22 protein-coding genes and 1 tRNA gene are annotated in these 22,882 nt (G+C 60.1%); 14 read left to right on the top strand and 9 right to left on the bottom strand.

Annotation, left to right across the window (positions count from 1 at the left end; translation table 11 throughout):
- Position 1: 1 nt before the first annotated feature.
- The 3 genes from yacG to J5274_RS00505 all read left to right on the top strand — a co-directional run bounded on the left by yacG (position 2) and on the right by J5274_RS00505 (position 838).
- Positions 2 to 214 carry a DNA gyrase inhibitor YacG gene (gene yacG, locus J5274_RS00515; protein ID WP_111218937.1) on the top strand — a complete coding sequence of 71 codons (213 nt, stop codon included), beginning with the start codon at positions 2 to 4 and terminating at the stop codon, positions 212 to 214.
- A gap of 193 nt (positions 215 to 407) precedes the next feature.
- Positions 408 to 483: transfer RNA gene (locus J5274_RS00510), tRNA-Phe, on the top strand.
- A 100-nt stretch (positions 484 to 583) separates the two neighbouring features.
- Positions 584 to 838 carry a hypothetical protein gene (locus tag J5274_RS00505; protein ID WP_142830341.1) on the top strand — a complete coding sequence of 85 codons (255 nt, stop codon included), beginning with the start codon at positions 584 to 586 and terminating at the stop codon, positions 836 to 838.
- Positions 839 to 929: 91 nt separating this feature from the next.
- Here J5274_RS00505 and J5274_RS00500 read toward each other — a convergent pair whose 3' ends face one another.
- Both J5274_RS00500 and J5274_RS00495 read right to left on the bottom strand, forming a co-directional pair.
- Entirely contained in the window at positions 930 to 1,340 is a 411-nt protein-coding gene (locus J5274_RS00500; RefSeq protein ID WP_142830343.1) for a BA14K family protein, read from the bottom strand.
- A 38-nt stretch (positions 1,341 to 1,378) separates the two neighbouring features.
- Complete coding sequence (locus tag J5274_RS00495) at positions 1,379 to 1,591, bottom strand: hypothetical protein (protein ID WP_142830345.1); 213 nt, start codon at positions 1,589 to 1,591, stop codon at positions 1,379 to 1,381.
- Positions 1,592 to 1,602: 11 nt separating this feature from the next.
- Between J5274_RS00495 and J5274_RS00490 the strand changes: the two genes are divergently transcribed.
- The 4 genes from J5274_RS00490 to J5274_RS00475 all read left to right on the top strand — a co-directional run bounded on the left by J5274_RS00490 (position 1,603) and on the right by J5274_RS00475 (position 8,205).
- Entirely contained in the window at positions 1,603 to 3,042 is a 1,440-nt protein-coding gene (locus J5274_RS00490; protein ID WP_142830347.1) for an NAD-dependent succinate-semialdehyde dehydrogenase, read from the top strand.
- Between the two features lie 373 nt (positions 3,043 to 3,415).
- Positions 3,416 to 5,362 carry a PrkA family serine protein kinase gene (locus J5274_RS00485; RefSeq protein ID WP_142830349.1) on the top strand — a complete coding sequence of 649 codons (1,947 nt, stop codon included), beginning with the start codon at positions 3,416 to 3,418 and terminating at the stop codon, positions 5,360 to 5,362.
- Between the two features lie 24 nt (positions 5,363 to 5,386).
- Positions 5,387 to 6,658 carry a YeaH/YhbH family protein gene (locus tag J5274_RS00480; RefSeq protein ID WP_142830350.1) on the top strand — a complete coding sequence of 424 codons (1,272 nt, stop codon included), beginning with the start codon at positions 5,387 to 5,389 and terminating at the stop codon, positions 6,656 to 6,658.
- Positions 6,659 to 6,660: 2 nt separating this feature from the next.
- Positions 6,661 to 8,205, top strand: coding sequence for a SpoVR family protein (locus tag J5274_RS00475; RefSeq protein ID WP_142830352.1), 1,545 nt, complete (start codon positions 6,661 to 6,663; stop codon positions 8,203 to 8,205).
- 17 nt (positions 8,206 to 8,222) lie between these two features.
- On the opposite strand, the gene J5274_RS00470 is transcribed toward J5274_RS00475, so the two are convergent.
- Positions 8,223 to 9,671 carry a DHA2 family efflux MFS transporter permease subunit gene (locus J5274_RS00470; RefSeq protein WP_219274721.1) on the bottom strand — a complete coding sequence of 483 codons (1,449 nt, stop codon included), beginning with the start codon at positions 9,669 to 9,671 and terminating at the stop codon, positions 8,223 to 8,225.
- Positions 9,672 to 10,146: 475 nt separating this feature from the next.
- On the opposite strand from J5274_RS00470, the gene J5274_RS00465 reads away from it, so the two are divergent.
- Entirely contained in the window at positions 10,147 to 10,359 is a 213-nt protein-coding gene (locus J5274_RS00465) for a KTSC domain-containing protein (RefSeq protein ID WP_111218920.1), read from the top strand.
- Between the two features lie 101 nt (positions 10,360 to 10,460).
- Here J5274_RS00465 and J5274_RS00460 read toward each other — a convergent pair whose 3' ends face one another.
- The 6 genes from J5274_RS00460 to J5274_RS00435 all read right to left on the bottom strand — a co-directional run bounded on the left by J5274_RS00460 (position 10,461) and on the right by J5274_RS00435 (position 16,792).
- Positions 10,461 to 11,786 (bottom strand): UDP-glucose/GDP-mannose dehydrogenase family protein, encoded by a 1,326-nt coding sequence (locus J5274_RS00460; RefSeq protein ID WP_219274720.1) that lies wholly within the window; start codon positions 11,784 to 11,786, stop codon positions 10,461 to 10,463.
- A gap of 304 nt (positions 11,787 to 12,090) precedes the next feature.
- On the bottom strand, positions 12,091 to 12,909 hold the full coding sequence (locus J5274_RS00455; RefSeq protein WP_142830356.1) for a DUF6030 family protein: 819 nt from the start codon (positions 12,907 to 12,909) through the stop codon (positions 12,091 to 12,093).
- Positions 12,910 to 13,079: 170 nt separating this feature from the next.
- Entirely contained in the window at positions 13,080 to 13,790 is a 711-nt protein-coding gene (locus tag J5274_RS00450; protein ID WP_161990966.1) for a copper homeostasis protein CutC, read from the bottom strand.
- On the bottom strand, positions 13,780 to 14,706 hold the full coding sequence (locus tag J5274_RS00445) for an ROK family protein (protein WP_142830360.1): 927 nt from the start codon (positions 14,704 to 14,706) through the stop codon (positions 13,780 to 13,782). Before J5274_RS00445 ends, J5274_RS00450 begins: the two co-directional genes overlap by 11 nt.
- A gap of 62 nt (positions 14,707 to 14,768) precedes the next feature.
- On the bottom strand, positions 14,769 to 16,133 hold the full coding sequence (locus tag J5274_RS00440) for a HAMP domain-containing sensor histidine kinase (RefSeq protein ID WP_219274719.1): 1,365 nt from the start codon (positions 16,131 to 16,133) through the stop codon (positions 14,769 to 14,771).
- Complete coding sequence (locus tag J5274_RS00435) at positions 16,133 to 16,792, bottom strand: response regulator (RefSeq protein ID WP_142830364.1); 660 nt, start codon at positions 16,790 to 16,792, stop codon at positions 16,133 to 16,135. The genes J5274_RS00440 and J5274_RS00435 overlap by 1 nt, the downstream gene beginning before the upstream one ends.
- Before the next feature lie 232 nt (positions 16,793 to 17,024).
- Between J5274_RS00435 and J5274_RS00430 the strand changes: the two genes are divergently transcribed.
- The 6 genes from J5274_RS00430 (at position 17,025) to J5274_RS00405 (ending at position 22,852) form a co-directional block, all read left to right on the top strand.
- Positions 17,025 to 17,480 carry an RbsD/FucU family protein gene (locus J5274_RS00430; protein WP_142830366.1) on the top strand — a complete coding sequence of 152 codons (456 nt, stop codon included), beginning with the start codon at positions 17,025 to 17,027 and terminating at the stop codon, positions 17,478 to 17,480.
- Between the two features lie 89 nt (positions 17,481 to 17,569).
- Entirely contained in the window at positions 17,570 to 18,523 is a 954-nt protein-coding gene (locus tag J5274_RS00425; protein ID WP_142830368.1) for a sugar-binding transcriptional regulator, read from the top strand.
- A gap of 145 nt (positions 18,524 to 18,668) precedes the next feature.
- Complete coding sequence (locus tag J5274_RS00420) at positions 18,669 to 19,979, top strand: sugar ABC transporter substrate-binding protein (protein ID WP_142830370.1); 1,311 nt, start codon at positions 18,669 to 18,671, stop codon at positions 19,977 to 19,979.
- Between the two features lie 145 nt (positions 19,980 to 20,124).
- Positions 20,125 to 20,997 (top strand): carbohydrate ABC transporter permease, encoded by an 873-nt coding sequence (locus J5274_RS00415; protein ID WP_142830372.1) that lies wholly within the window; start codon positions 20,125 to 20,127, stop codon positions 20,995 to 20,997.
- Position 20,998: 1 nt separating this feature from the next.
- Positions 20,999 to 21,829, top strand: a complete 831-nt coding sequence (locus tag J5274_RS00410) for a carbohydrate ABC transporter permease (RefSeq protein WP_142830374.1) — start codon at positions 20,999 to 21,001, stop codon at positions 21,827 to 21,829.
- An 18-nt stretch (positions 21,830 to 21,847) separates the two neighbouring features.
- Entirely contained in the window at positions 21,848 to 22,852 is a 1,005-nt protein-coding gene (locus tag J5274_RS00405; protein ID WP_142830375.1) for an ABC transporter ATP-binding protein, read from the top strand.
- Positions 22,853 to 22,882: the final 30 nt, after the last annotated feature.

Here is a 22,882-nt window from a genome sequence, read left to right as displayed (position 1 = left end):
CATGTCGGAAAACGAGATTAAGCTCGGCGCCAAGGTCGAGCCCCTGCGCAAGCCGCGCGCCTGCGCCGAATGCGGCCGGCCGTCGATGCGCGAACATTATCCCTTCTGTTCGGACCGCTGCCGCGAGATGGACCTGTCGCGCTGGCTGAGCGGTTCCTATGCCATTCCGGTTGCCGACGACGAGACAAAGGCTGACTACGAGGACGAGGAATAGTCACAAACCTGTCGGAAACGAACGGCAAGGCATTGAGGACGTTCGACAATTACCGGTCTTGCATTTCCTGTCGAAAAAGTAGCGATTGATGCTGGACATGGCCGAACAAGATGTTATAACGCCCACGCTTCCGGGGAAAACCAAGCTCCCCAAGCCTCCAAGCGAGGCAAATCCTTCGGGATGAAGCAGGTATGCCCGGATAGCTCAGTTGGTAGAGCAGCGGATTGAAAATCCGCGTGTCGGTGGTTCAAATCCGCCTCCGGGCACCATCAAATTTCTCAATAAATTTGGACGATTCTACCGCGATAGATTTATGTTTAGAGCGTTTTTGGCGGACGTGTTATTCAGTCTATTTCAAAGGATTGATTCATGACGCCAAAAGAAGATGCCATCGCGGGCTTGAATATGTTGAAAGCCGCTATCCGTGGTCACTTGGAAGAAAAGCCGCAGGGCGCAACAAATACCGACATGGCGAATGCGTTGGATTTGCAGTCCCATTCCTCCCTTGTCGACGGTAAAGAGACGGGCAAAAATTTCCTGTCTCATGCGGTTCTTGGTTTAATGGTACGAGATGGTGAAGTCCTAAAAATTGGGAAGCGCTATTTCCACCTGCGCTACGCTTAGTACGCGTCTACTTGTATTTAAACACAAAAAACCGCCCGCAACTCTCGTCACGGGCGGCCTAACATCACACAAACTCAATCGAACCGATAGCTTACCGGCACTGCACCCGTGGGCCGCTGTTCGGCTGATACGTGTTGTCCGAAGCGCGGTATGTTCTGTAGCGGTTGGCGCAGGACTGGGCATGGGAGCTGCCGTTCGAGCGGGAGCCGGCAACGATGCCGCCGATGATGGCGCCGGCTGCGAGGCCGCCAATGATGGCGCCCGTGTTGTTGTGGCGACGGTAGCCGCGGTCATAGCGGCGATCATGGCCGCGGCCGCGATAGTAATTGCGCCGATCGCCGTTTCGGCGTCCATGGTGCCTGTACTCGCTGTATTGCACGTTCACGACATCCGAATTCTGGATCGTGGCTACCGGCGCAGCGGATACGGGGAATGCTTCGGCAGGCGTGATGGCGGTGAATGCCGTCATCAGCGACACCGCGATAATTGCTAGTCTTTTCATGTTCTCGCTCCTTTTGTGAGACGAATATGGCGCTTCTTCTAATGAAATCCAGAGTTGTTCGCGTTTTCGTGATCCTCGGCTGGTGCCGCCAGTGGCAGGACCAGTGGCTGGACCAGTGGCTGGAATTGTGCCGTCGTTGACACCATGTACAGCGCTCCCATAAAAGCATTATCGATCGACGCCGGTCGGTTGGAGGCTTGTCGCACCGCCGCTTCCTGCGGCATCTGCTGAAAGCCGGCCTGATCATCCAAAGAGGTTCCCCATGCATACCTATCCCGACGTCAAACTCTTCATCGATGGCGAATGGCGCGATGCGCTTTCGAAGAAGACGATCCCTGTCAGCGACCCCGCGACCGGCCAGACCATCGGGCAGATCGCCCATGCGGAGCGCGCCGATCTGGATCTTGCGCTGGCGGCGGCCGACAAGGGCTTCAAGGTCTGGCGCGATACATCTGCCTTCGAGCGCTCGAAGATCATGCGTCGTGCGGCCGATCTCCTGCGCGAGCGCAAGGACATGATCGCCTGGGTGATGACGCGTGAACAGGGCAAGCCGTTGGCGCAGTCGTTGGCGGAAACGCTCGGGGCTGCCGATACCATCGACTGGTTTGCCGAAGAGGCGCGCCGCACTTATGGCCAGATCATCCCGGCGCGCCACACCGGCGTGCTGCAGATGACGATCAAGCAGCCGGTCGGCCCGGTTGCGGCCTTCACGCCCTGGAATTTCCCCATCAATCAGATCGTCCGTAAGCTGTCGGCAGCGGTTGCGACCGGGTGTTCGATCATCATCAAGGCGCCCGAGGAGACGCCGGCCTCGCCGGCCGAGTTGATCCGCGCCTTTGCCGACGCGGGCATGCCGGCCGGAGTCGTCAACCTCGTCTATGGCGTGCCGGCAGAGATCTCCGAATATCTCATCCCGCACCCCGTCATCCGCAAGATCTCGTTTACCGGCTCCACCCCCATCGGCAAACAACTGGCCTCGCTTGCCGGCCTGCACATGAAGCGGGCGACGATGGAACTCGGCGGGCACGCGCCGGCAATCGTCTTCGATGACGCCGATATCGCCAAGGCCATCGAAGTGTCGTCGCTGGCGAAGTTCCGCAATGCCGGCCAGGTCTGCGTCGCGCCGACGCGTTTCCTCGTGCAGAACGGCGTGATGGACCAGTTCACTGATGGGTTTGTTGCCGCCGCCAAGGCGATCAAGGTCGGCAACGGGCTCGAGGCAGACGTGCAGATGGGGCCGCTTGCCAACGAGCGGCGGATCCCGGCGCTGGAAGCGCTGATCAACGATGCCGTGTCGCAGGGCGCGACGCTGCGCACCGGCGGCCGCAGGATCGGCAACGAAGGCAATTTCTTCGAGCCGACCGTCATCACCGACGTGCCCATCCATGCGCGCATCATGAACGAGGAGCCCTTCGGTCCCGTCGCCATCATCAATCGTTTCGCGACTGTCGACGATGCGATCACCGAGGCAAACCGCCTGCCGTTCGGGCTTGCCTCGTATGCTTTCACAACGTCAGTCGGCACGGTGCATGCGCTGGGACAGCGGATGGAAGCAGGCATGCTGACCATCAACCACAACGGCCTTTCCATTCCGGAAGTGCCGTTCGGCGGCATGAAGGATTCCGGCTATGGCACGGAAGGCGGCTCAGAGGCGGTGGATTCCTATCTGGAAACGCGCCTCATCTCCCAGATGAACGCCTGATAACAAACGGGCTCTGTGGAAAAAAATCGGACGGCATGTGGCAATTTTGCCGTCCGCTATCGGTGCCACTCGCATTGATTGTTATGAAATCAATGGCTTGGTACCGGTTTTATGGCGCATATCGCTTGAGTACCATACACTCACATCCGCCACTTCAGGTATATTCGCATTCATTATTACGCAACCCTGAGCATCTTTATCATTAAATCGGTGACTTGGGATTGCCTCGGATATTGCTGCATTGCCGAATCAAGCGTAGCATTTGATTCACGGTCGCATTTCACTTTCATAGAAACGTCACCGAAATATGAATACAGCGGATTGTTATCCAGCTGACCAGGCGTATTTGCAATAGCAACCTCGATGAGGCGCCATGTACAACACGGATGTACTATTCAACACCTTCGCCCGTTCCTTTGAAGCGCGGCGCGAAGTCGAGATGTCTTTCTCTGAATACCTGGAAGCCTGCAAGGGCGAACCACTGATGTATGCCAATGCGGCAGAGCGACTACTTGCCGCGATGGGTGAACCACAGTTTGTAGACACGTCGAGGGACTCCCGCCTTGGGCGTATCTTCCTGAACCGCACCATCCGGACCTATCCCGCCTTCGAGGGCTTCTACGGGATGGAAGAGACGATCGAGCGAATCGTCGCCTTCTTCCGCCATGCGGCGCAAGGGTTGGAAGAGCGCAAGCAGATCCTCTACCTGCTCGGCCCTGTCGGTGGCGGCAAGTCGTCGCTGGCCGAACGGCTGAAGGCGCTGATGGAGGTCCATCCCATTTACGTGCTGAAGGCCGGCAACGAACTCAGCCCGGTTTTCGAAAGCCCGCTCAGCCTGTTCGATCCGGCTGCGATGGGCGACATGCTGCAGGAACGCTACGGTATTCCGAAGCGAAGGCTGACAGGGCTGATGAGCCCCTGGTGCCTGAAGCGGCTGGAAGAATTCGGCGGCGATATCTCGCGCTTCAAGGTGGTGAAGATGCAGCCGTCGCGGCTGCGCCAGATCGCCATCGCCAAGACCGAGCCTGGCGACGAGAACAACCAGGATATCTCCTCGCTCGTCGGCAAGGTCGATATCCGCAAGCTCGAGAGCCTCGCCCAGAGCGATGCCGACGCCTACAGCTATTCCGGCGGCCTCAACCGCGCCAACCAGGGCGTGCTTGAATTTGTTGAAATGTTCAAGGCGCCGATCAAGATGCTGCATCCGCTGCTGACGGCGACGCAGGAGGGCAATTACATTGGCACCGAGAATATCGGCGCCATCCCGTTCTCAGGCGTCATTCTGGCCCACTCCAACGAGGCGGAGTGGCAGACCTTCAAGGCCAACAAGAACAACGAGGCCTTCATCGATCGTATCTGCGTCGTTAAGGTGCCCTATTGCCTGCGGGTCACGGAAGAGCAGAAGATCTACGAGAAGCTGATCGAGGAGTCCGAGCTTAGCCAGGCGCCTTGCGCGCCGTCGACGCTGGAAACCCTGGCGCGCTTCACGGTTCTGTCGCGGCTGACGCGGCATGAAAACTCGACGCCGTTTTCCAAGCTTCGCGTCTACGATGGCGAGAGCGTCAAGGAAACGGACCCCCGGGCCCGCAGCGTGCAGGAATATCGGGACACAGCCGGCGTCGACGAGGGCATGGACGGCGTCTCGACGCGCTTTGCCTTCAAGGTTCTGGCGGCGACGTTCAACCACGATACGACAGAGATCGCGGCCGACCCGGTGCATCTGATGTATGTCATCGAACAGTCGATCCGGCGGGAGCAACTGCCGGCCGAGGTCGAGAAGCAGTATATGGAGTATATCAAAGGGGAGCTGGCGCCGCGCTACGCGGAATTCATCGGACACGAGATCCAAAAGGCCTATCTCGAATCCTATGGCGACTACGGCCAGAACCTTTTCGACCGCTATGTGGACTATGCCGATGCCTGGATCGAGGATGTCGATTTCAAGGATCCGGATACCGGCCAGATGCTGGACAGGGATCTGCTCAACCAGGAACTGACCAAGATCGAAAAGCCTGCCGGGATCGCCAACCCGAAAGATTTCCGCAACGAGGTGGTAAAATTCTGCCTGCGGTCGCGGGCGAGCAATGGCGGCAAGAATCCATCCTGGACGAGTTACGAGAAAATCCGCGAAGTCATCGAAAAGCGGATGTTCAGCCAGGTGGAAGACCTGTTGCCGGTGATTTCCTTCGGCTCGAAGAAGGACGGCGACACGGAGAAGAAGCATGGGCAATTCGTCGAGCGCATGACTTCGCGCGGCTATACGGAGCGCCAGGTTCGCCGGTTGGTAGAGTGGTACATGCGCGTCAAACAGGCAGGCTAGACTAGTCCCAACAGAGGAGTAGGAATGCACATTGTTGACCGGCGCCTGAATCCAGGCGGCAAGAGTCTCGAAAATCGCCAGCGCTTCCTGCGACGAGCAAAGGCGCTGGTGCAGAAAGCGGTCTACGAGACCTCGCAAAGCCGCGGTATTCAAGACGTTCTCAAAGGCGGCGAGATCAGTATTCCCCTTGGGGGCACTGAGGAGCCGCACTTCCGGAAAGGCCCGGCCGGCATCCACGAACACGTCCTGCCGGGCAACAAGACCTTCATCGAAGGCGATATTCTCTCCCGCCCGCCGGGCGGAAAAGGCAAGCCGCGCGACGGTGGCGATGGCAACGGCGAGGATGCCTTCCGCTTCGTCCTGACCCGCGACGAATTCCTCGACATCTTCCTCGACGACCTCGAGCTTCCGGATCTGGCCAAGAAAAAGCTCGCCACATCCGAACAGCCGAACCCGGTGCGGGCAGGCTATTCCGTAAACGGCTCTCCCTCCAATCTCGCCATCAACCGGACCATGAAGCGGGCCATGATGCGCCGCGTTGCGCTTAACCGGCCGAAGGCGGAGACGGTGGCCATGCTGCATGCCGAGATCGCCGATTGCGTAGACGAGGATCGGCGGCTGGCACTGGAGGCTGAAGTGTCGGCGCTGGAATCACGGGTGCGGCGCATTCCGTATATCGATCCGATCGACATTCGCTATCGGCGTTTCGAAAACGAGCCGAGGCCGGTCGCCCAGGCGGTGATGTTCTGCCTGATGGACGTCTCCGGCTCGATGTCCGAGCACATGAAGGATCTCGCCAAGCGCTTCTACATGCTGCTCTATATCTTCCTGACGAGGCAGTACAAGCGCGTCGAGATCGTCTTCATCCGCCATACCGACACGGCCGAGGAGGTCGACGAGGAAACATTCTTCCGCAGCCCCGCCACGGGCGGTACGCAGGTATCGAGCGCGCTGGATGCGATGCGACGGATCATGACCGAGCGTTTTCCACCGTCCGACTGGAACATCTATGCGGCGCAGGCATCCGATGGGGACAACGCCTATTCCGACAGCACCACGACAGCAGCTCTCATGCAGGACTGGATTCTGCCGGCGACGCAATATTTCGCCTATCTCGAAGTCGGCGAAGGGCGCAGCGGGGCGATTTCGTCCGGCTCGGCGGTCTGGCAGCTCTATGAGCGGATTTCGGCCGGCTGGCCGGTGCTGTCGATGCGCAAGGTCAGCGACCGCAGCCAGATCTACCCGGTATTCCATGATCTCTTTCAACGCCGCGCTGCGGAGACAAGGGCTGGCTGATAATGGCAAAGGCAATGAAGCGTCTCTACGACGGTGCCGACTGGGATTTCGCCGCGTTGCAGCGCATCCACGATGCCTGCCAGGACATCGCCGTCAACGAGCTTGGGCTGGATGTCTATCCTAACCAGATCGAGATCATCACTGCCGAGCAGATGCTCGATGTCTATTCCTCGATCGGCATGCCGCTCTTCTACAAGCACTGGTCGTTTGGCAAGCATTTCGCCCATCACGAGGCATTTTATCGCAAGGGCCTGCGTGGGCTAGCCTACGAGATCGTCATCAACAGCTCCCCTTGCATCTCATACCTGATGGAGGAGAACACCGCGACGATGCAGGCGCTGGTGATTGCGCATGCCGCCTTCGGCCACAACCATTTCTTCAAGAACAACTACCTTTTCAAGCTGTGGACAGACGCCGATGGCATCCTCGATTACCTGAATTTCGCCAAGGGCTATATTGCCAATTGCGAGGAACGCTACGGGCATGCGGCCGTGGAGCGGACGCTCGATTCCGCCCATGCACTGATGTCGCACGGCGTGCACCGCTATGCCGGCAAGAAGAAGCTCGATCTGCGGATGGAGGAGGTCCGGCTGCAGGAGCGGCGAGCGCATGACGAAAGCATCTTCAACGATCTCTGGCGAACCGTGCCGACCAAGGCCGGCAAGAGCGCACCGGATCTCAGCCTCGAGCGCCGGCAGGCAATCACCGGGCTGCCGCAGGAAAATATCCTCTATTTCCTCGAAAAGACAGCGCCCCGCCTGCAGCCGTGGCAACGGGAAATCCTCCGAATCGTCCGCCACGTGGCCCAGTATTTCTACCCGCAGGGTCAGACGAAGGTGATGAACGAGGGCACGGCGACCTATGTGCACTATGAGATCATGACACGTCTGCACGAGCGCGGCGGTATCGGCGACGGTGATTTTCTCGAGTTTCTGAAATCCCACACCAATGTGGTGTTCCAGCCGCAGTTCGATGACCAGCGTTATTCCGGCCTCAATCCCTATGCCATCGGCTTTGCGATGATGCAGGACATCGAACGTATCGTCACCAAGCCGGAGCAGGAGGATCGCGAATGGTTCCCGGAGATTGCCGGAACCGGAGATGCCATGGCGGTGCTCCGCGATCTCTGGGCCAACTATCGCGACGAGAGCTTCATTGCCCAGTTTCTCAGCCCCAACCTTATGCGCAAGCTGCGGCTGTTCCACCTGACCGACGATCCGGCTGAGGAGGAAGGGATGCGGGTGGCGGCAATCCACGACGAGCGCGGCTATCGGCGCGTCCGGCGAGAACTCTCTCGGCAATACGACATCGGCTGGATCGATCCACATATCGAGGTCGTCGATGTCGACCTGCCCGGCGACCGTCGGCTGATCCTGCGGCACACGGTGATGAACGGCAGTCTGCTGGAGGAGGGCGACACCCGGAAGGTGCTGCAGCATCTGGCGGATCTCTGGAGCTACGATGTCGTGCTGCAGGAGATCGACAGGGCGGGTATCGTGCTAAAGGATCACCTGGTCAGTCCCCGCAAGGTTGCCGTGGCAGCCTGAATACCGTGTAACTCCGCTTAGTCCGGGGCTATTCTTCGCACATGGCCGCTGACCTGCTGGCCGTCTTCTGGTTTCAGCTGCAGGAAGCCGGGCAGGCCAAGCAGCGGAATGATAGCCATGACCAGAAAGACGATATGAAAGCTGCCGAGCGTCAGGGCGCCACTGCCCGCTGTGACGAGACCGAGCAGCATGGCGGCGATCGATACGCCGAAGCTGACGCTCAGCTGCTGCAGCACGCCCCCGAGGCTTGTGGCGCTGCTGAGCTGCGCTGCTGGCGTGTCCGAGTAGGAGAGCGTGTTCGACGTCATGAACTGTGCGGCCCGTGTCAGGCCGAAGACAAACACCCAGACGATAATCAGCCAATAGGGTGTCTGAAGCGTCATCAGTGAAAAGCCTGCGACTGTCAGCGAGCCTGCGACGGCGCTCCAGGTCAGCACCCGATCGAAGCCGAATGCCCGCAGCAGCCGTTGCGAGATCGGCCGGACCACGAGTGCGCTGAAGGCGCTGGCGAAGGTCAGCGAGCCCGAGACGATGGGGCTGACGCCAAAGCCGATCTGCAGCATCAGCGGCAGCAGAAAGGGCACGCCGTTCAATCCGACACGACAGATGCCTCCGGCAAGCGTACCGACGCGAAAAGAGCGCAGGCGAAACAGCGTCAGGTCGACAGCCGGCGCAGCCACGGCGCGCGCATATCGGACGAAAAAGACGAGCAGCAGCAAGGCGGCGACAAGGACGGCAATGATGGCCGGGACGGGAATGGCCGGCCGACCGATATTCTCGATGCCGTATTGCAGCAGCACCAGTCCGGAGCCGACCATCAGAAAGCCCGGAACGTCGAACCGTTTGGAGGTGTCGGCGTGGGTATCCTCGACGTAGCGCAGCGCCATGACGATGCCGATGATACCGAAGGGCACGTTGACGTAGAATATCCATCGCCAGGAGAGATAGGTCGTCAGGACGCCGCCGAGGATGGGGCCAACCAAAGGCCCGAGGATAGCTGGCAAGGTCATGTAGGTCATGGCAGTCACGAGCTGGCTGCGCGGAAAGCTGCGAATGAGGATGAGCCGGCCGACCGGCGTCATCATCGCCCCGCCGAAGCCCTGCAGGGCGCGCGTCGCGATCAGCATCGGGAAATTGACTGCCAGCCCGCAGAGCACCGAGCCGATAGTGAAGATCAGCAGCGACAGCGCAAAGATGCGGCGTGCACCGAATCGATCGGCAAACCAGCCGCTGACCGGAATGAACATCGCAAGCGTCAGGATATAGGCCGTGACCGCGAGGTTCATGGCGAGTGGCGTCACGGCAAGACTGTGGGACATGGCGGGAATAGCTGTGACGATGATCGTCGAATCCAGCTGTTCCATCAGGAAGGCGACGGCAACGACGGCCGGGATGATGAAGCGCAGTCGCGGATCGCGCTCGGTGGCGAACCCTGGGTCCGAGGGGGCGTTTTCAGTCTGTGTCATGCTGTTGATTCAGGCTTTCCGTCGCGGCTTGGCTCCGCATTTTCGGCGTCGGCGATGATGCACAAGGAGGAAGGGTGAATATCACCACTGCGCGCACGCGGCGCAAGAAAAACGCTGCAACGCAGGGGCGCGACCGATCAACTCTTGGCGAGCACTTCGTTTGCCGTAAAATTGCCCCAGCATAGCGAGAAATACGGTCTGTCGGGCTCTTCATAAGCGAGTTGGAGAGGCTGATTGCAGGATCTGCTTCCTGTAGCCTGAGCACTCATCTCGATAGTCGGAGACATTTCGCATCTCAAGGTTGTTAATCGTTATCCGCGAAGTGCAACTGTAAACATCGTTGATTATTTGTGAATTGCTATTATTATTAAATACTTAATATAAGCGGTAAAAGATACTAAGTTCGTCTGACCGGGATGTAGAAGCAGTGCCCATGCTCTGGTTTTTGATTTCTTGCAACTAAGGGAATTTTGGAATGGAACGCATTCAAATAAAATCGCGCCTCATTACGGCTGTTGCGTACGATCTGAAATCGTCGCGCATGGAAATCGAGTTTCACAATGGCAAAGTTGAGCCCTACAGCAACGTGCCGGAACAGATTTACCGCAATCTGATCTCGGCCGATTCTCCGGGCTCCTACTATCGCCACCACATACGCGAATCCAAACCTTATGTGAGTGTGAGATAAGCAGTAGACCTGCTGGCGTTGTTTCCAATGCTGCTTGGGTAACGCATAAAATAGGGGGCATAGCGCCAAGCTATGCCCCTTTTTTTGATTGCTGACAACGTTCAGTGCTGATCGTTGGTCTGGTTCGGCCGTCCGATGCTCGAATATTCGAAGCCGTGCTTTGTGATCTCGTCGCGGCGGTAGATATTTCTGAGGTCGATGAGCACAGGTGCGGCCATGACCCGCTTCAGGCGGGCAAAATCGAGCGCGCGGAACTGGTTCCATTCGGTGACGATGACGAGAGCGTCTGCGCCCTCGGCGGCGGTGTACGCATCGGCTGCGAACGTCATGCCCTCGATCAGACCGCGTGCGTTGTCCATGCCCTCCGGATCGTAACCGACCACCTTGGCGCCGGCATCCTGCAAGGTCTGGATGATCGAGATCGCAGGGCTGTCGCGCATGTCGTCGGTGTTGGGCTTGAAGGTCAGGCCGAGAACTGCGACGCTCTTGCCGCGAACGTCGCCACCAACAGCCGCGATCACCTTGCGACCCATGGCCCGCTTGCGGTTGTCGTTGATCGAGATGGTCGTTTCGATCAGCCGCACCGGGCTGTCATGGTCCTGTGCGGTCTTTGCCAGAGCCAGCGTGTCCTTCGGAAAGCAGGAGCCGCCATAGCCTGGGCCTGCATGCAGGAATTTGGCGCCGATGCGGCCATCGAGACCGATGCCGCGGGAGACTTCCTGGACATTGGCGCCGACTTTTTCGCAGAGATCGGCCATCTCGTTGATGAAGGTGATCTTCATGGCGAGGAAAGCGTTGGCGGCGTACTTGATCAGTTCGGACGTGCGGCGCGAGGTAAACAGCAGCGGCGCCTGGTTGAGGTAGAGCGGCCGGTAGACTTCGGTCATCACGGCGCGGGCACGATCGTCGTCGAGGCCGATGACGATGCGGTCCGGACGCTTGAAGTCCTCGATGGCGGCGCCTTCGCGCAGGAATTCGGGGTTGGACACGACGGCGATGTCAGCGTCCGGGTTGGTGTCGCGCATGATCCGCTCGACTTCATCGCCGGTGCCGACAGGGACAGTCGACTTGGTGACGATGACGGTGAAGCCCTTGACGTGGGTGGCGATCTCGCGGGCAGCAGCATAGACATAGGACAGGTCGGCATGGCCATCGCCACGGCGCGACGGGGTGCCGACGGCGATGAAGACGACATCGCTGGCGGCGACGCTTTCTGCCACTTCCGTCGAAAACGACAGGCGGCCGGAGCGGACATTTTCCGCCACGAGACTTTCGAGCCCCGGCTCGAAGATCGGGATCTCGCCGGCCCGCAAGGCTGCAATCTTCTTCTCGTCCTTGTCGACGCAGATGATGTCATGGCCGAAATCCGCAAAGCAGACGCCTGACACCAAACCCACATAACCAGACCCGATCATCGTGATACGCATCGATTTTCCTCTTTTTCAGACAACGCAAACGCGTTCTGTTGGTCGATTTGAAGTTGCTGACGTGGCCAGATTTCCGGCTCCTGCGTAATCGCTCAAGAAACAGATAAACTGATATGTCATCAGTTTCATGAATGATGCCAGAGCTTTACCGGCTGGCTTCACGCCTGCTACCTCATCGAAATCCCCTACGGAATGAACGGTGAAACGAACATGTAGAACGAGGCCATCTTAGTGCAATGGCAGTATGTTGCAACGCAGCAATTGCGTTGTCCTTGTTTGCACTCCGCTGCTGTACCAATTCGGATCACTTGCGCGCGATAATTTCGGGCAGCGGCAACCACTTGGACGTGTCGAAAAAATTGGCCGCGAGGATGCGGTCGCCGGTGGGTCTGTCGATGTCGAGGATGAGGTTGAAACGGCGCGGATCGGCGAACTCATGCGAGAATACAATCCTTGCGCCGAAGCTCGACTGTGTGACGTTCTCGAGCCTTCCAATGCGGTCCGTGGCATCGCTGAGGTCGCCCCAGCCGACAGCCTGGACGATGGCGTGGACCAAGCCCTGGAATTTTGCCTGCAGCTCCCGCCCGGCGGCAGTCTCGGGCAGGATCGCCTTGACCCGGATACTGCTGACCTCGCCTTTCGGCGTGCCGCGGACGATGACGAAGAGCGAAGGTTGTTCTTCTTCTGCTGTCTCCGACACCGGCGTCTGGTAGCTGCATTCGAATGTCGAATTGTCGATGACGCCCTGATGCCAAGGGCTGACGGGGAAGCCGGCTCGTGAGATTGCGTTGCAGGCCTTCTCGCCGGCGATTTTCCAGCGGCGTAGGAAAAAGCTGGGCGCGGAATTCAGGTTGGTAAAAAGCCGCGTCGCGACCGGTTTTACCACTGCAGGCGGGCTTGGCGGTGGCGCAAACGGCCGCGGGCCTTGTTTGGCTTGCGGTAGCTTCTTCGGCGGCATGACGGTTTCATATCCGAGCCAGCCGATATGGTAGCGGTCAGCCAGAAACCGCAAGTTCCGCCGGTCGTTGGCAAGCAGCGCGGTGGCGACGATGCCCGTCAGGATGAGGATCGCGGCCAGCCAGAAAACGATGCGGCTTTTCCGTCGCGGGGGTGAAACCGTCATTTCATGCTCTCTGCGAAATCACTGTCGAGACTCAAGCCGTGAAAGCATCGTTTTCGCGCAGCCGCAGTTCCCGACTTTCCGGAAGGGACGCTTTTACGCAACAGATGCATTCATGCCCTCTTTGTCGCCCAGTGGCAATCGGGCTTGCCATGTCGGCAACGCAGCCCGTCTTAGGCGACTAGCGCCTTCAGGGCGCGAACCACCGCGCCGTCCGTACGTCGCTCGAGCGCAGGCGCAAAGCCGAGGGAGACAAGCCGCGGGTCGCTGGATGCTGCGCTGGAAGAACAGGAGGCGTGGATGTCGGTGATCTTCAATCTCGGGATCAAGGTGCTCACGGTTTGCGGATTGATGCCGGAGCCAGGCATGATGGATATCCGGCCGGATGCAAGTGCTACCAGCGTTTCCAACGCCTCGACCCCATCCGGAGCCGCCACTTTTCCGCCCGAGGTCAAAATCCGCTCGAAACCGAGATCGATTGCGATTTCGACGGCGTCGCGCCAGTCGGGCACGAGGTCGAAGGCACGATGCAGCGTCAGGCCGAGACCTTCGGCGTGGCGGACGAGTTTGTCGAGGCTTTCGCGATCCAGCCGGCCATCGGGCAGGGAGGCACCTAGTACCACGCCGGCCAATCCAGCGCTGCGTGCGATGTCGATATCGCCGTACATCACCTCCATGTCCTCCGCGGACCAGACGAAGTTGCCGGGACGTGGTCGTATCATGGCATAACAAGGCAGTTGACGCTGGCCGGCTTCGCGCATCAGGCCGGCGCTCGGCGTCAGGCCGCCGATGGCAAGCGCGCTGCACAGTTCGATGCGATCCGCGCCGCCGTCGATGGCGGCGGCAAGGCCGGCGCTGTCCTCGATGCAGACCTCAAGCAACATGGCGGCGCTCCTCGACATCGCGCAGCCCGAGAATGGCGGCGCCGATCAGGCCGGGCTCGATGCGGCACTGGCTGCGGACGACGAGGGGGCGGTCGAATTTCCGCAGGATACGCTGGCGCACGGCTATATCCAGGCGCTCCAGCAGCGGCTCGACATTCGACAAACCGCCTGCCACGGGCACGATGGTGGCGCCTGTAATGTTGACTGTCAGGGCCAGGGGCGGCGCGACGAGATCGATGTAGACGTCGAGCGTTGCACTCGCCTTATCGTCGCCGCCGAGCCAAAAGCCGATGATTTCCTCGCTGGAAAGACTGGTGCCGTGGAGCAGCGCGTGCAGGCGTTCCATCCCCCGCGCGCCACCGATAGTGTCGACGCATCCGGTTTGGCCGCAGCCGCAAGGGTAGGCGGGAATGGCCACAGGCGGTGTGCCGGCAAAGGCCGCGACGATCGGTCCGTGGCCCCATTCGCCGGCAAAGCCGCCGGATGCATTAACCAGCCGCCCGTCGGCAACCAGTCCACCGCCGACCCCGGTGCCGAGGATGGCGCCGAAGACGATGCGGTGACCGCGACCCGCGCCGGAAAAGGCCTCTGCCATGGCAAAGCAATCGGCATCGTTGGCGATCAGCACGGGATAGCCGAGTGCCGTCTCCAGATCGCTACCAAGTTTGCGACCGTGGAGGCAGGGAATGTTGGCGCAGGTCAGCGTCTGCGTGTCCGGATCGACGACGCCGGCGATGGAGACGGCGATGCCATCAGGCTTTTCCGGGGCCTCGGCAATAATCTCGCGGAGCACCGTGACGAAGGCCTCGAAATCATGGCCGGGCGTAACCCGGCGCGGCAGCGTCGTAATGTCGGATTGGGAGCGGGCAAAACCGCCCTTGATGGCGGACCCGCCGATGTCAAAAGAAACGATCATCCGTCACTCGCTATGGCACTGAGACGACGTTGCTCGCATCCTTTTCCAGCCATTGCAAGAGATCAGCTTCCGGCCGGCGGTGTCAGGACGATGCGGGCCTCGAAGCCATCTGGCTGACCCGAGGCCGGCGACAGCAGGTCCAGTCGGCCGCCCATCTGTGTGACGATCTTGTCGGCAATCGCGAGGCCGAGGCCTGAGCCGGCGGCGCTCGTTTCCCCGCGACGGAACCGGCGCTTGAGGCCGGCGAGCTCCTCGGCCGCGACGACATTGCCGCCGTTGACGACGCTGACGGCATCTCCGGTGACAGAGATGGTGACGACCCCATCGTGCGGTCCGTGGACGAGTGCGTTTTCGATCAGGTTGCGGACGACGATGGCAAAGGCGTCGATGTCGACGCAGCGCGCGAGGGTCACCCCGGCTGCATAGTCTCGCGTGACGCGACCGGCGGTGCGACTGTCCCGGTCGTAGTCGCCGACGACAGCGTCAACGATGCGCGTCAGATCCAGCGGCTTGTCGGATGCGCCGATCCCGGCTTCGGCACGCGCCAGCTGCAGCAGCTTTTCTGCAAGGCGTCCGAGATTGGCGAGCGCCGTCTCGATGCGTCCGGCCCTGACGGTCAAGGGACCCTCGGGCAGTTCGGCGATCAATCGTTGTGTCTGCGCCAGCGCACCGGCTATCGGCGTGCGCAGCTCGTGGGCGCTGTTCGCGGTAAATTCCCGCTCGGCTTCCAGTGCCGACCGCAGCCTTCCGAGCAGCAGGTTGACGGAACGGGCAATCGGCCGCAGTTCGCGGGGGAGTGTATCGCCTTCGACTGCCGCCATATTGCCGCTGTCCTTGGTGCCAATCTCGTCGCGCAGGCGGTCGATGGGCGCCAGCGAGCGGCTGACGATGAACTGGATCAGCAGTATGCTCGTCGGTATCAGCAGCAGCAGCGGCCAGAGCAGCGCCACGGTGCCTTCGCGCAGGGCCTCGCGACGGTTTCGGAAGGCATCGGCTACATGCAGGAACAAGGTGCCGTTGAGCGCCGATTCTGTGTAGATCTTGTGCTTCGGCGTGTCGTGAAAACCGACCTTCAGGGGTACGTCATAGGGCGTGGCCGGCGCTTCCTGTGAGTGGATGATGACCTTGCCACTGGAATCGATGACCTGATAGGTGAGATATTCCTTGTTCAGGCCCTGCTGCACGGCCTGCAAAGCCTGGGGATCGGTGGCGCCGTCGCGCTGGGCGAGGTCGTCGAGCACGAGCGGCATCAGTCTTTCCGCTGTTTCCTGCAGCGTTCCGTCGAAGATTTCGGCAAATTCCCGGTTCATCACATAGGCGCCCAGGCCCACCGCGATCAGCCAGAAGAGCACGACGAGCCCTGTGAGCGTGGTGATCAGCCGACGGGTGATGCTGATGCGGCTGAGGCGGCCGAGTGTCTCCGGCATTATCGTTCTCCGAGCGAGTAGCCGACGCCGCGCGCCGTGCGGATGCGGTCCCGGCCGATCTTCTTGCGCAGCCGGCTGACATAGACCTCGACAGTGTTGCTCTCGATTTCGGAGCCGAAGGCATAGAGCGCCTCCTCGACCTGGTCCTTGGAGACCATGGCGCCGGGGCGGGCGACCAGCAGGTCGAGAACCGCCCATTCGCGGCCGGTCAGCACGACGTCCTTGCCCGATACGATAAGGCGGCGCTGCGTCTGGTCAACTTCGAGGTCGCCGATCTTGAGCATCGGCTGCGGACTGCCTGAGTAACGCCGGGCAACCGCCATGATGCGCGCGGAGAGTTCGCCCAGATTGAAGGGCTTGACCAGATAGTCGTCGGCGCCGCTGTTCAGACCCTCTATCCGGTCTGAAATCTGGTCACGTGCCGTCAGGATGATGACCGGTGTCTCCTTGGCATTCTTGCGGAGTGTCTTCAGAAAATCGATACCAGTGCCATCCGGCAATTGCAGATCGAGAAGTATGAGGCCGTAGTGAACCGAGTTCGCCGCGCTTTCGGCATCTCCGAGGTTTCTCACCCAGTCGACGGCATGGACGCTTGCGGCAATGTGGTCGCGTACAGCGCTGCCGAGGGTATCGTCGTCTTCGACCAGGAGAATTCTCACAATTGCCTCGCAACGCTCGGGGATGTCTGTCCTAATATGGCGGGAGCTATGCGGTCAATCGGGGCTTAAATAAGCCGTGTATCAAGCTGGCGTCGGCGCTTCGCTTGCGGACGCGCATCCACGGCGTCTCTGGACAGACTGCGGCGTCGCGTTTACTTGTCTGCTGCGCAAAGTGCGGGGTCTCCCGCCACCAATGCGAATTCTGAAAGAAGTGCCTGGAGGAGGCTTTATCATGCTCAAGGGAATTTCACCTGCTCTCAATGCCGACGTGTTGCACGCGCTGGCCTCCATGGGCCATGGCGACATGCTTGTCATCGTCGATACCAACTTCCCGGCTGAGTCGGTGGCGCTCGAAACGAGCCTTGGCCATCTGCTGCGGATTGATAACGTCACCTCTCCACAGGCTGCTGCCGCCATCCTGTCGCTGATGCCGCTCGATACGTTCATCGACGACGCAGCCACCCGCATGGAAGTGGTCGGCTCCCCGGATGAACTGCCGGCCGTTCAGGTCGAGATGCAGGCAGAGATCGATCGCGCCGAAGGCAAGCACTGGCCGCTTGTGCCGGTCGAGCGTTTCGCGTTCTATGAGCGTGCGAAGAGCGCCTATTGCGTCATCCAGACAGGCGAGCGCCGGTTTTACGGCTGCTTCACCCTGACCAAGGGCGTCATTCCGCCCGACGCAGCGTAAGGTTCGCGTCGTCACAATCGTGCCTCTGGCTGCAGCGATGTTCGACCCGATGTCGGGGATGTTGCGGCCAGCGCCACAGAAGGGACAGGATGGCCAGGAAGTCGGAAACCCAGGGCAGGCTCGATGACGCGGCAAGAGCCGGGTGGTTGTACTATGTCGCCGGCCGGACCCAGGACGAGATCGCCGGGGCCATGGGGATTTCGCGGCAATCGGCACAGAGGCTTGTGTCGCTCGCGGTTGCCGAAAGGCTGATCAAGGTCCGCCTCGACCATCCAATCGCCGCCTGCCTGCAGCTGGCCGAGGATCTGCGCCGGAAATTCAGCCTCTCCCATGTCGAGGTGGTGCCGAGCGATCCCGGATCGACGTCGACGACTGTCGGCATCGCGGAGGCCGCCGCCGCCGAGATCGAACGCTGGCTCAAGCGACCGGAGCCCATCGTGCTTGCCATCGGCACCGGGCGCACGCTGAAGGCTGCCGTCGACCAGTTGCCCTCCATCGATTGCACGCAGCATCGGATCGTTTCGCTCACCGGCAACATCGGTCCGGACGGCTCCGCTGCCTATTACAACGTCATCTTCAGCATGGCGGACGCGATCAAGGCCCGTCACTATCCCATGCCGTTGCCGGTTCTCGTATCGGCTGCTTCTGAGCGTGAGTTGTTGCACGCGCAGGCGCTGGTGCGCTCGACGCTCGATATCAGCGCCGTTGCCGATGTGACCTTTGTCGGGATCGGCGAGATGGGCGTCGACGCGCCACTCTGCGTCGACGGCTTTCTCGGCCGGGACGAAATGGTCGGGCTTGTCGCCAAAGGCGCGACCGGGGAGATCTGCGGCTGGATCTTCGACGGGGAGGGCAAATTGCTCGAAAACGCCGTCAACGAGCGTGTCGCCAGCGCGCCGATACCCAGCCGCGAAACATCGACCGTGATCGGAATTGCCAAGGGGCAACGCAAACTTGAGGCTATCAGAGCGGCGCTGACAGGCCGGCTGATCAACGGCCTGATTACGGATGAGGCGACTGCCGCATTCTTGATCGACGACTGAGGCAAATTTAACCCATTTTCTTCAACGACTTATTTTTTCGTTCGGCGTCGCAGCAACGATTAAGCATTGACAACTTGTCGCATGTTATGAGTAATTGCCCTCGAGCTAAGCGAATGCTCATATTTTCTCTTCTGGGAGGAAGATTATGAAATTGAAGACTCTACTCCTGAGCGCCTGCTCAGTGATGATGCTTGCCGGAATGGCGTCTGCAGAGACGCTAACCATTGCTACCGTCAACAACGGCGACATGGTCCGCATGCAGAAACTTACCGATGATTTCAAGACCAAGAACCCGGGCATCGACCTGCAGTGGGTGACGCTCGAAGAAAACATCCTCCGCCAGAAGGTCACGACCGACATTGCCACCAAAGGCGGTCAGTACGACGTTCTGACGATCGGTACCTATGAAGTTCCGATCTGGGCCAAGCAAGGCTGGCTGCAGCCGCTCGACAATCTCGGCGCCAGCTATGATGTGAATGACCTTCTTCCGGCCATCCGCAGCGGCCTGACCACGGATGGAAAGCTCTATGCTGCGCCATTCTATGGCGAAAGCTCGATGGTCATGTATCGCAAGGACCTTTTCGACAAGGCCGGCCTGAAGATGCCTGATGCCCCGACCTGGGACTTCATCGCAGACGCAGCCAAGAAGATCACCGACAAGAAAGACGAAGTCTACGGCATTTGCCTTCGCGGCAAGGCCGGCTGGGGCGAGAACATGGCTTTCCTGACAGCCATGTCCAACTCCTTCGGCGCACGCTGGTTCGACGAAAAGTGGACTGCACAGTTCGATCAGCCTGAGTGGAAGAAGACCCTCGACTTCTACGTGAAGATGCTGAAGGAAGACGGACCTCCAGGTGCTTCTTCGAATGGCTTCAACGAAAACCTCGCCCTGTTCCAGACCGGCAAATGCGGTATGTGGATCGACGCCACGGTTGCTGCTTCCTTCGTTTCCGATCCGAAGCAGTCCAAGGTTGCCGACAAGGTCGGTTTCGCACTTGCTCCTGACAACGGTCTCGGCAAGCGCGGCAACTGGCTCTGGGCCTGGAATCTCGCCATCCCGGCCGGTTCCAAGAAGATCGAAGCTGCCGAGAAGTTCGTCGCCTGGGCAACCAGCAAGGAATACACCAACCTTGTTGCTCAGAAAGACGGCTGGCTGAACGCACCTCCCGGTACCCGCGCTTCGCTCTATGCGAATGCCGATTACCAGAAGGCTGCTCCTTTCGCGAAGATGACGCTGGACAGCATCAACTCCGCCGATCCGACGAAGCCGACTGTCAAGCCGGTTCCTTATGTCGGCGTTCAGTTCGTCGCTATTCCTGAATTCCAGGGTATCGGCACTGCCGTTGGCCAGCAGTTCTCTGCAGCGCTTGCCGGCCAGGTCACTGTCGACCAGGCTCTCAAGAGTGCGCAGGCACTGACGACCCGCGAAATGAAGAAGGCCGGTTATCCCAAGTAAGATATCGGCTGGGCTAGGGAGTGGGGGCGCCTTGCGCGCCTCCCTCCTGTTCGCCGGCGATCGCCCCAAGCGTCACTTGGCGGCCTTTTAAAAATTCCGCTGTTGCGGCCACTCTCCCCGCTTCAAGACAAGATTGGTCCTTCCCATGGCGACCTTACAGACCCGTTCCGCTGCCCGCCTGATGATGGCGCCCTCCGTGATCCTGCTGTTCGCGTGGATGATCGTGCCGCTGGCAATGACGATCTATTTCTCGACGCTGAACTATAATCTGCTGATGCCGGGCGACCATCCATTCATCGGCTTTAGCAATTACGAGTACTTCCTCACCGATCCGGCCTTCCTGCAGGCGCTGATGAATACGCTGCTGCTGGTTGGCGGTGCGCTACTCATCACCATTGTCGGCGGCATTGCCTTCGCGCTGCTGCTGGACCAGCCGATGTTCGGCCAGGGGATCGTCCGTATCCTGGTGATCGCACCGTTCTTCGTCATGCCGACGGTGGCGGCGCTGATCTGGAAGAACATGTTCATGAACCCGGTGAACGGCCTTTTTGCCTATGCGGCAAAGGCTGTCGGGCTCCAGCCTTACGACTTTCTGGCCAACGCCCCCCTGGCCTCGGTGATCGTCATCGTCGCCTGGCAGTGGCTGCCGTTTGCGACGCTCATCATGCTGACAGCTCTCCAGTCGCTCGACGAAGAGCAGAAGGAAGCAGCCGAGATGGACGGTGCCGGCGTGGTGTCGAAATTCATCTACATCATCCTGCCGCACATGGCGCGCGCCATCACGGTGGTCATTCTCATCGAGACCATCTTCATGCTGTCGGTGTTTGCCGAAATCCTGGTTACCACCAATGGCGGCCCGGGCACGGACAGCACGAACCTGACCTATCTGGTCTATTCGCAGGCGCTGCTGCAGTTCGACATCGGTGGTGCATCGGCGGGCGGTATCGTCGCCGTCGTGCTGGCCAACATCGTCGCTATCTTCCTCGTCCGCATCGTCGGCAAGAATCTGGAGGCTTGAGATGGCTCGCAGCGTTTCCACCCGCCACAAGGTCATCGTCTCGGTCGTCGCCTGGGCGCTCGGCCTGCTGATCTTCTTCCCGATCCTCTGGACCTTCCTCACCAGCTTCAAGTCGGAAGGCGATGCCGTCGCCTCGCCGCCGCTGTTCCTGTTCTTCCACTGGACGACCGAGAACTATGTCGAGGTGCAGTCTCGCTCGGACTATTTCCTGCACTTCTCGAACTCGGTCATCATTGCCGTCGGATCGACCATCATCGGGCTGATCATCGCGGTTCCGGCCGCCTGGGCAATGGCGTTTTCGCCGACGAAGCGGACCAAGGACATCCTGATGTGGATGCTCTCGACCAAGATGATGCCGCCGGTCGGCGCCCTCATTCCGATCTATCTGCTCTTCCAGGCCACCGGCCTGCTGGACAGCCGCATCGGTCTCGTCGGCGTGCTGACACTCATCAACCTGCCGATCATCGTCTGGATGCTCTATACTTACTTCAAGGAAATTCCGGGTGAGATCCTGGAAGCAGCCCGCATGGACGGTGCCTCGCTGATGAAGGAAATCATCTACGTGCTGACGCCGATGGCAATACCGGGCATCGCCTCGACATTGCTGCTGAACGTCATCCTCGCCTGGAACGAGGCGTTCTGGACGCTCAATCTCACTGCTTCCAAGGCGGCGCCGCTGACGGCCTTCATCGCCTCCTACTCGAGCCCCGAAGGTCTGTTCTATGCAAAACTTTCGGCCGCCTCGACCATGGCGATTGCGCCGATCCTGATCCTCGGCTGGTTCAGCCAAAAGCAACTCGTTCGCGGCCTGACTTTTGGCGCGGTCAAATAAGATATCTGGGAGAGAGACATGGGCAGCATTACCCTTCAGAAGGTTTCGAAGGTCTTTGGCGAAGCCAAGGTCATCCCTTCCATCGACCTTGAAATCAAGGACGGCGAGTTCGTCGTTTTCGTCGGGCCGTCCGGTTGCGGAAAATCGACGCTGTTGCGGCTGATCGCCGGGCTGGAAGATGTGTCCGGCGGCAAGATCATCATCGACGGCAAGGACGGCACGAGCCTCGGACCATCCGAGCGCGGGCTTGCCATGGTGTTCCAGTCCTATGCGCTCTATCCGCATATGAGCGTGCGCAGCAACATCGCCTTCCCGCTGAAGATGGCCGGCATGTCGAAGGACGAGATCGACCGCAAGGTGAGCGAAGCCGCCCGCGTGCTGAACCTCACCGATTATCTGGACCGCAAGCCGCGCATGCTGTCTGGCGGCCAGCGCCAGCGCGTCGCCATCGGCCGTGCCATCGTGCGCCAGCCATCGGCCTTCCTGTTCGACGAGCCGCTTTCAAACCTCGATGCATCGCTGCGCGTCAACATGCGTCTCGAGATCAGCGAGTTGCACCAGCAGCTGAAGACCACAATGGTCTACGTGACCCACGACCAGGTCGAAGCCATGACCATGGCAGACAAAATCGTCGTCCTCAACCGCGGCAACATCGAGCAGGTCGGCTCGCCGATGGAGCTTTACAAGAACCCGGCAAATCTCTTCGTCGCCGGCTTCATCGGTTCGCCGAGGATGAATTTTGTCACCGGCGTCTATGCAGAGCCGTTCGGCGCGCCGACGGTTGGCGTTCGGCCCGAGCATATCGTGTTGTCGACCGAAAGCGGCGTTTGGCAGGGCAAGGTCACGGTTGCCGAGCATCTCGGCTCCGATACGTTCCTGCACGTCGATGTCGAAGGTATCGGCCACATCACGGCGCGTGGTACCGGTGAATTCCCGGTCAAGGCAGGCGAGATCGTCTACATGACCCCGGACCGCACCCGCATCCACAAGTTCGACGACAAGGGCCTGGCCATCGCCTCCTAGGCTGGCCACGCCGCACCCGCGACGAGCGAT

The sequence above is a fragment of the Rhizobium sp. L51/94 genome (assembly GCF_019355555.1).
Classification (GTDB): domain Bacteria; phylum Pseudomonadota; class Alphaproteobacteria; order Rhizobiales; family Rhizobiaceae; genus Rhizobium; species Rhizobium rhododendri.
Note: the sequence above shows the minus strand (reverse complement) of the source record. Positions and strands in the feature narration are given on the sequence as shown.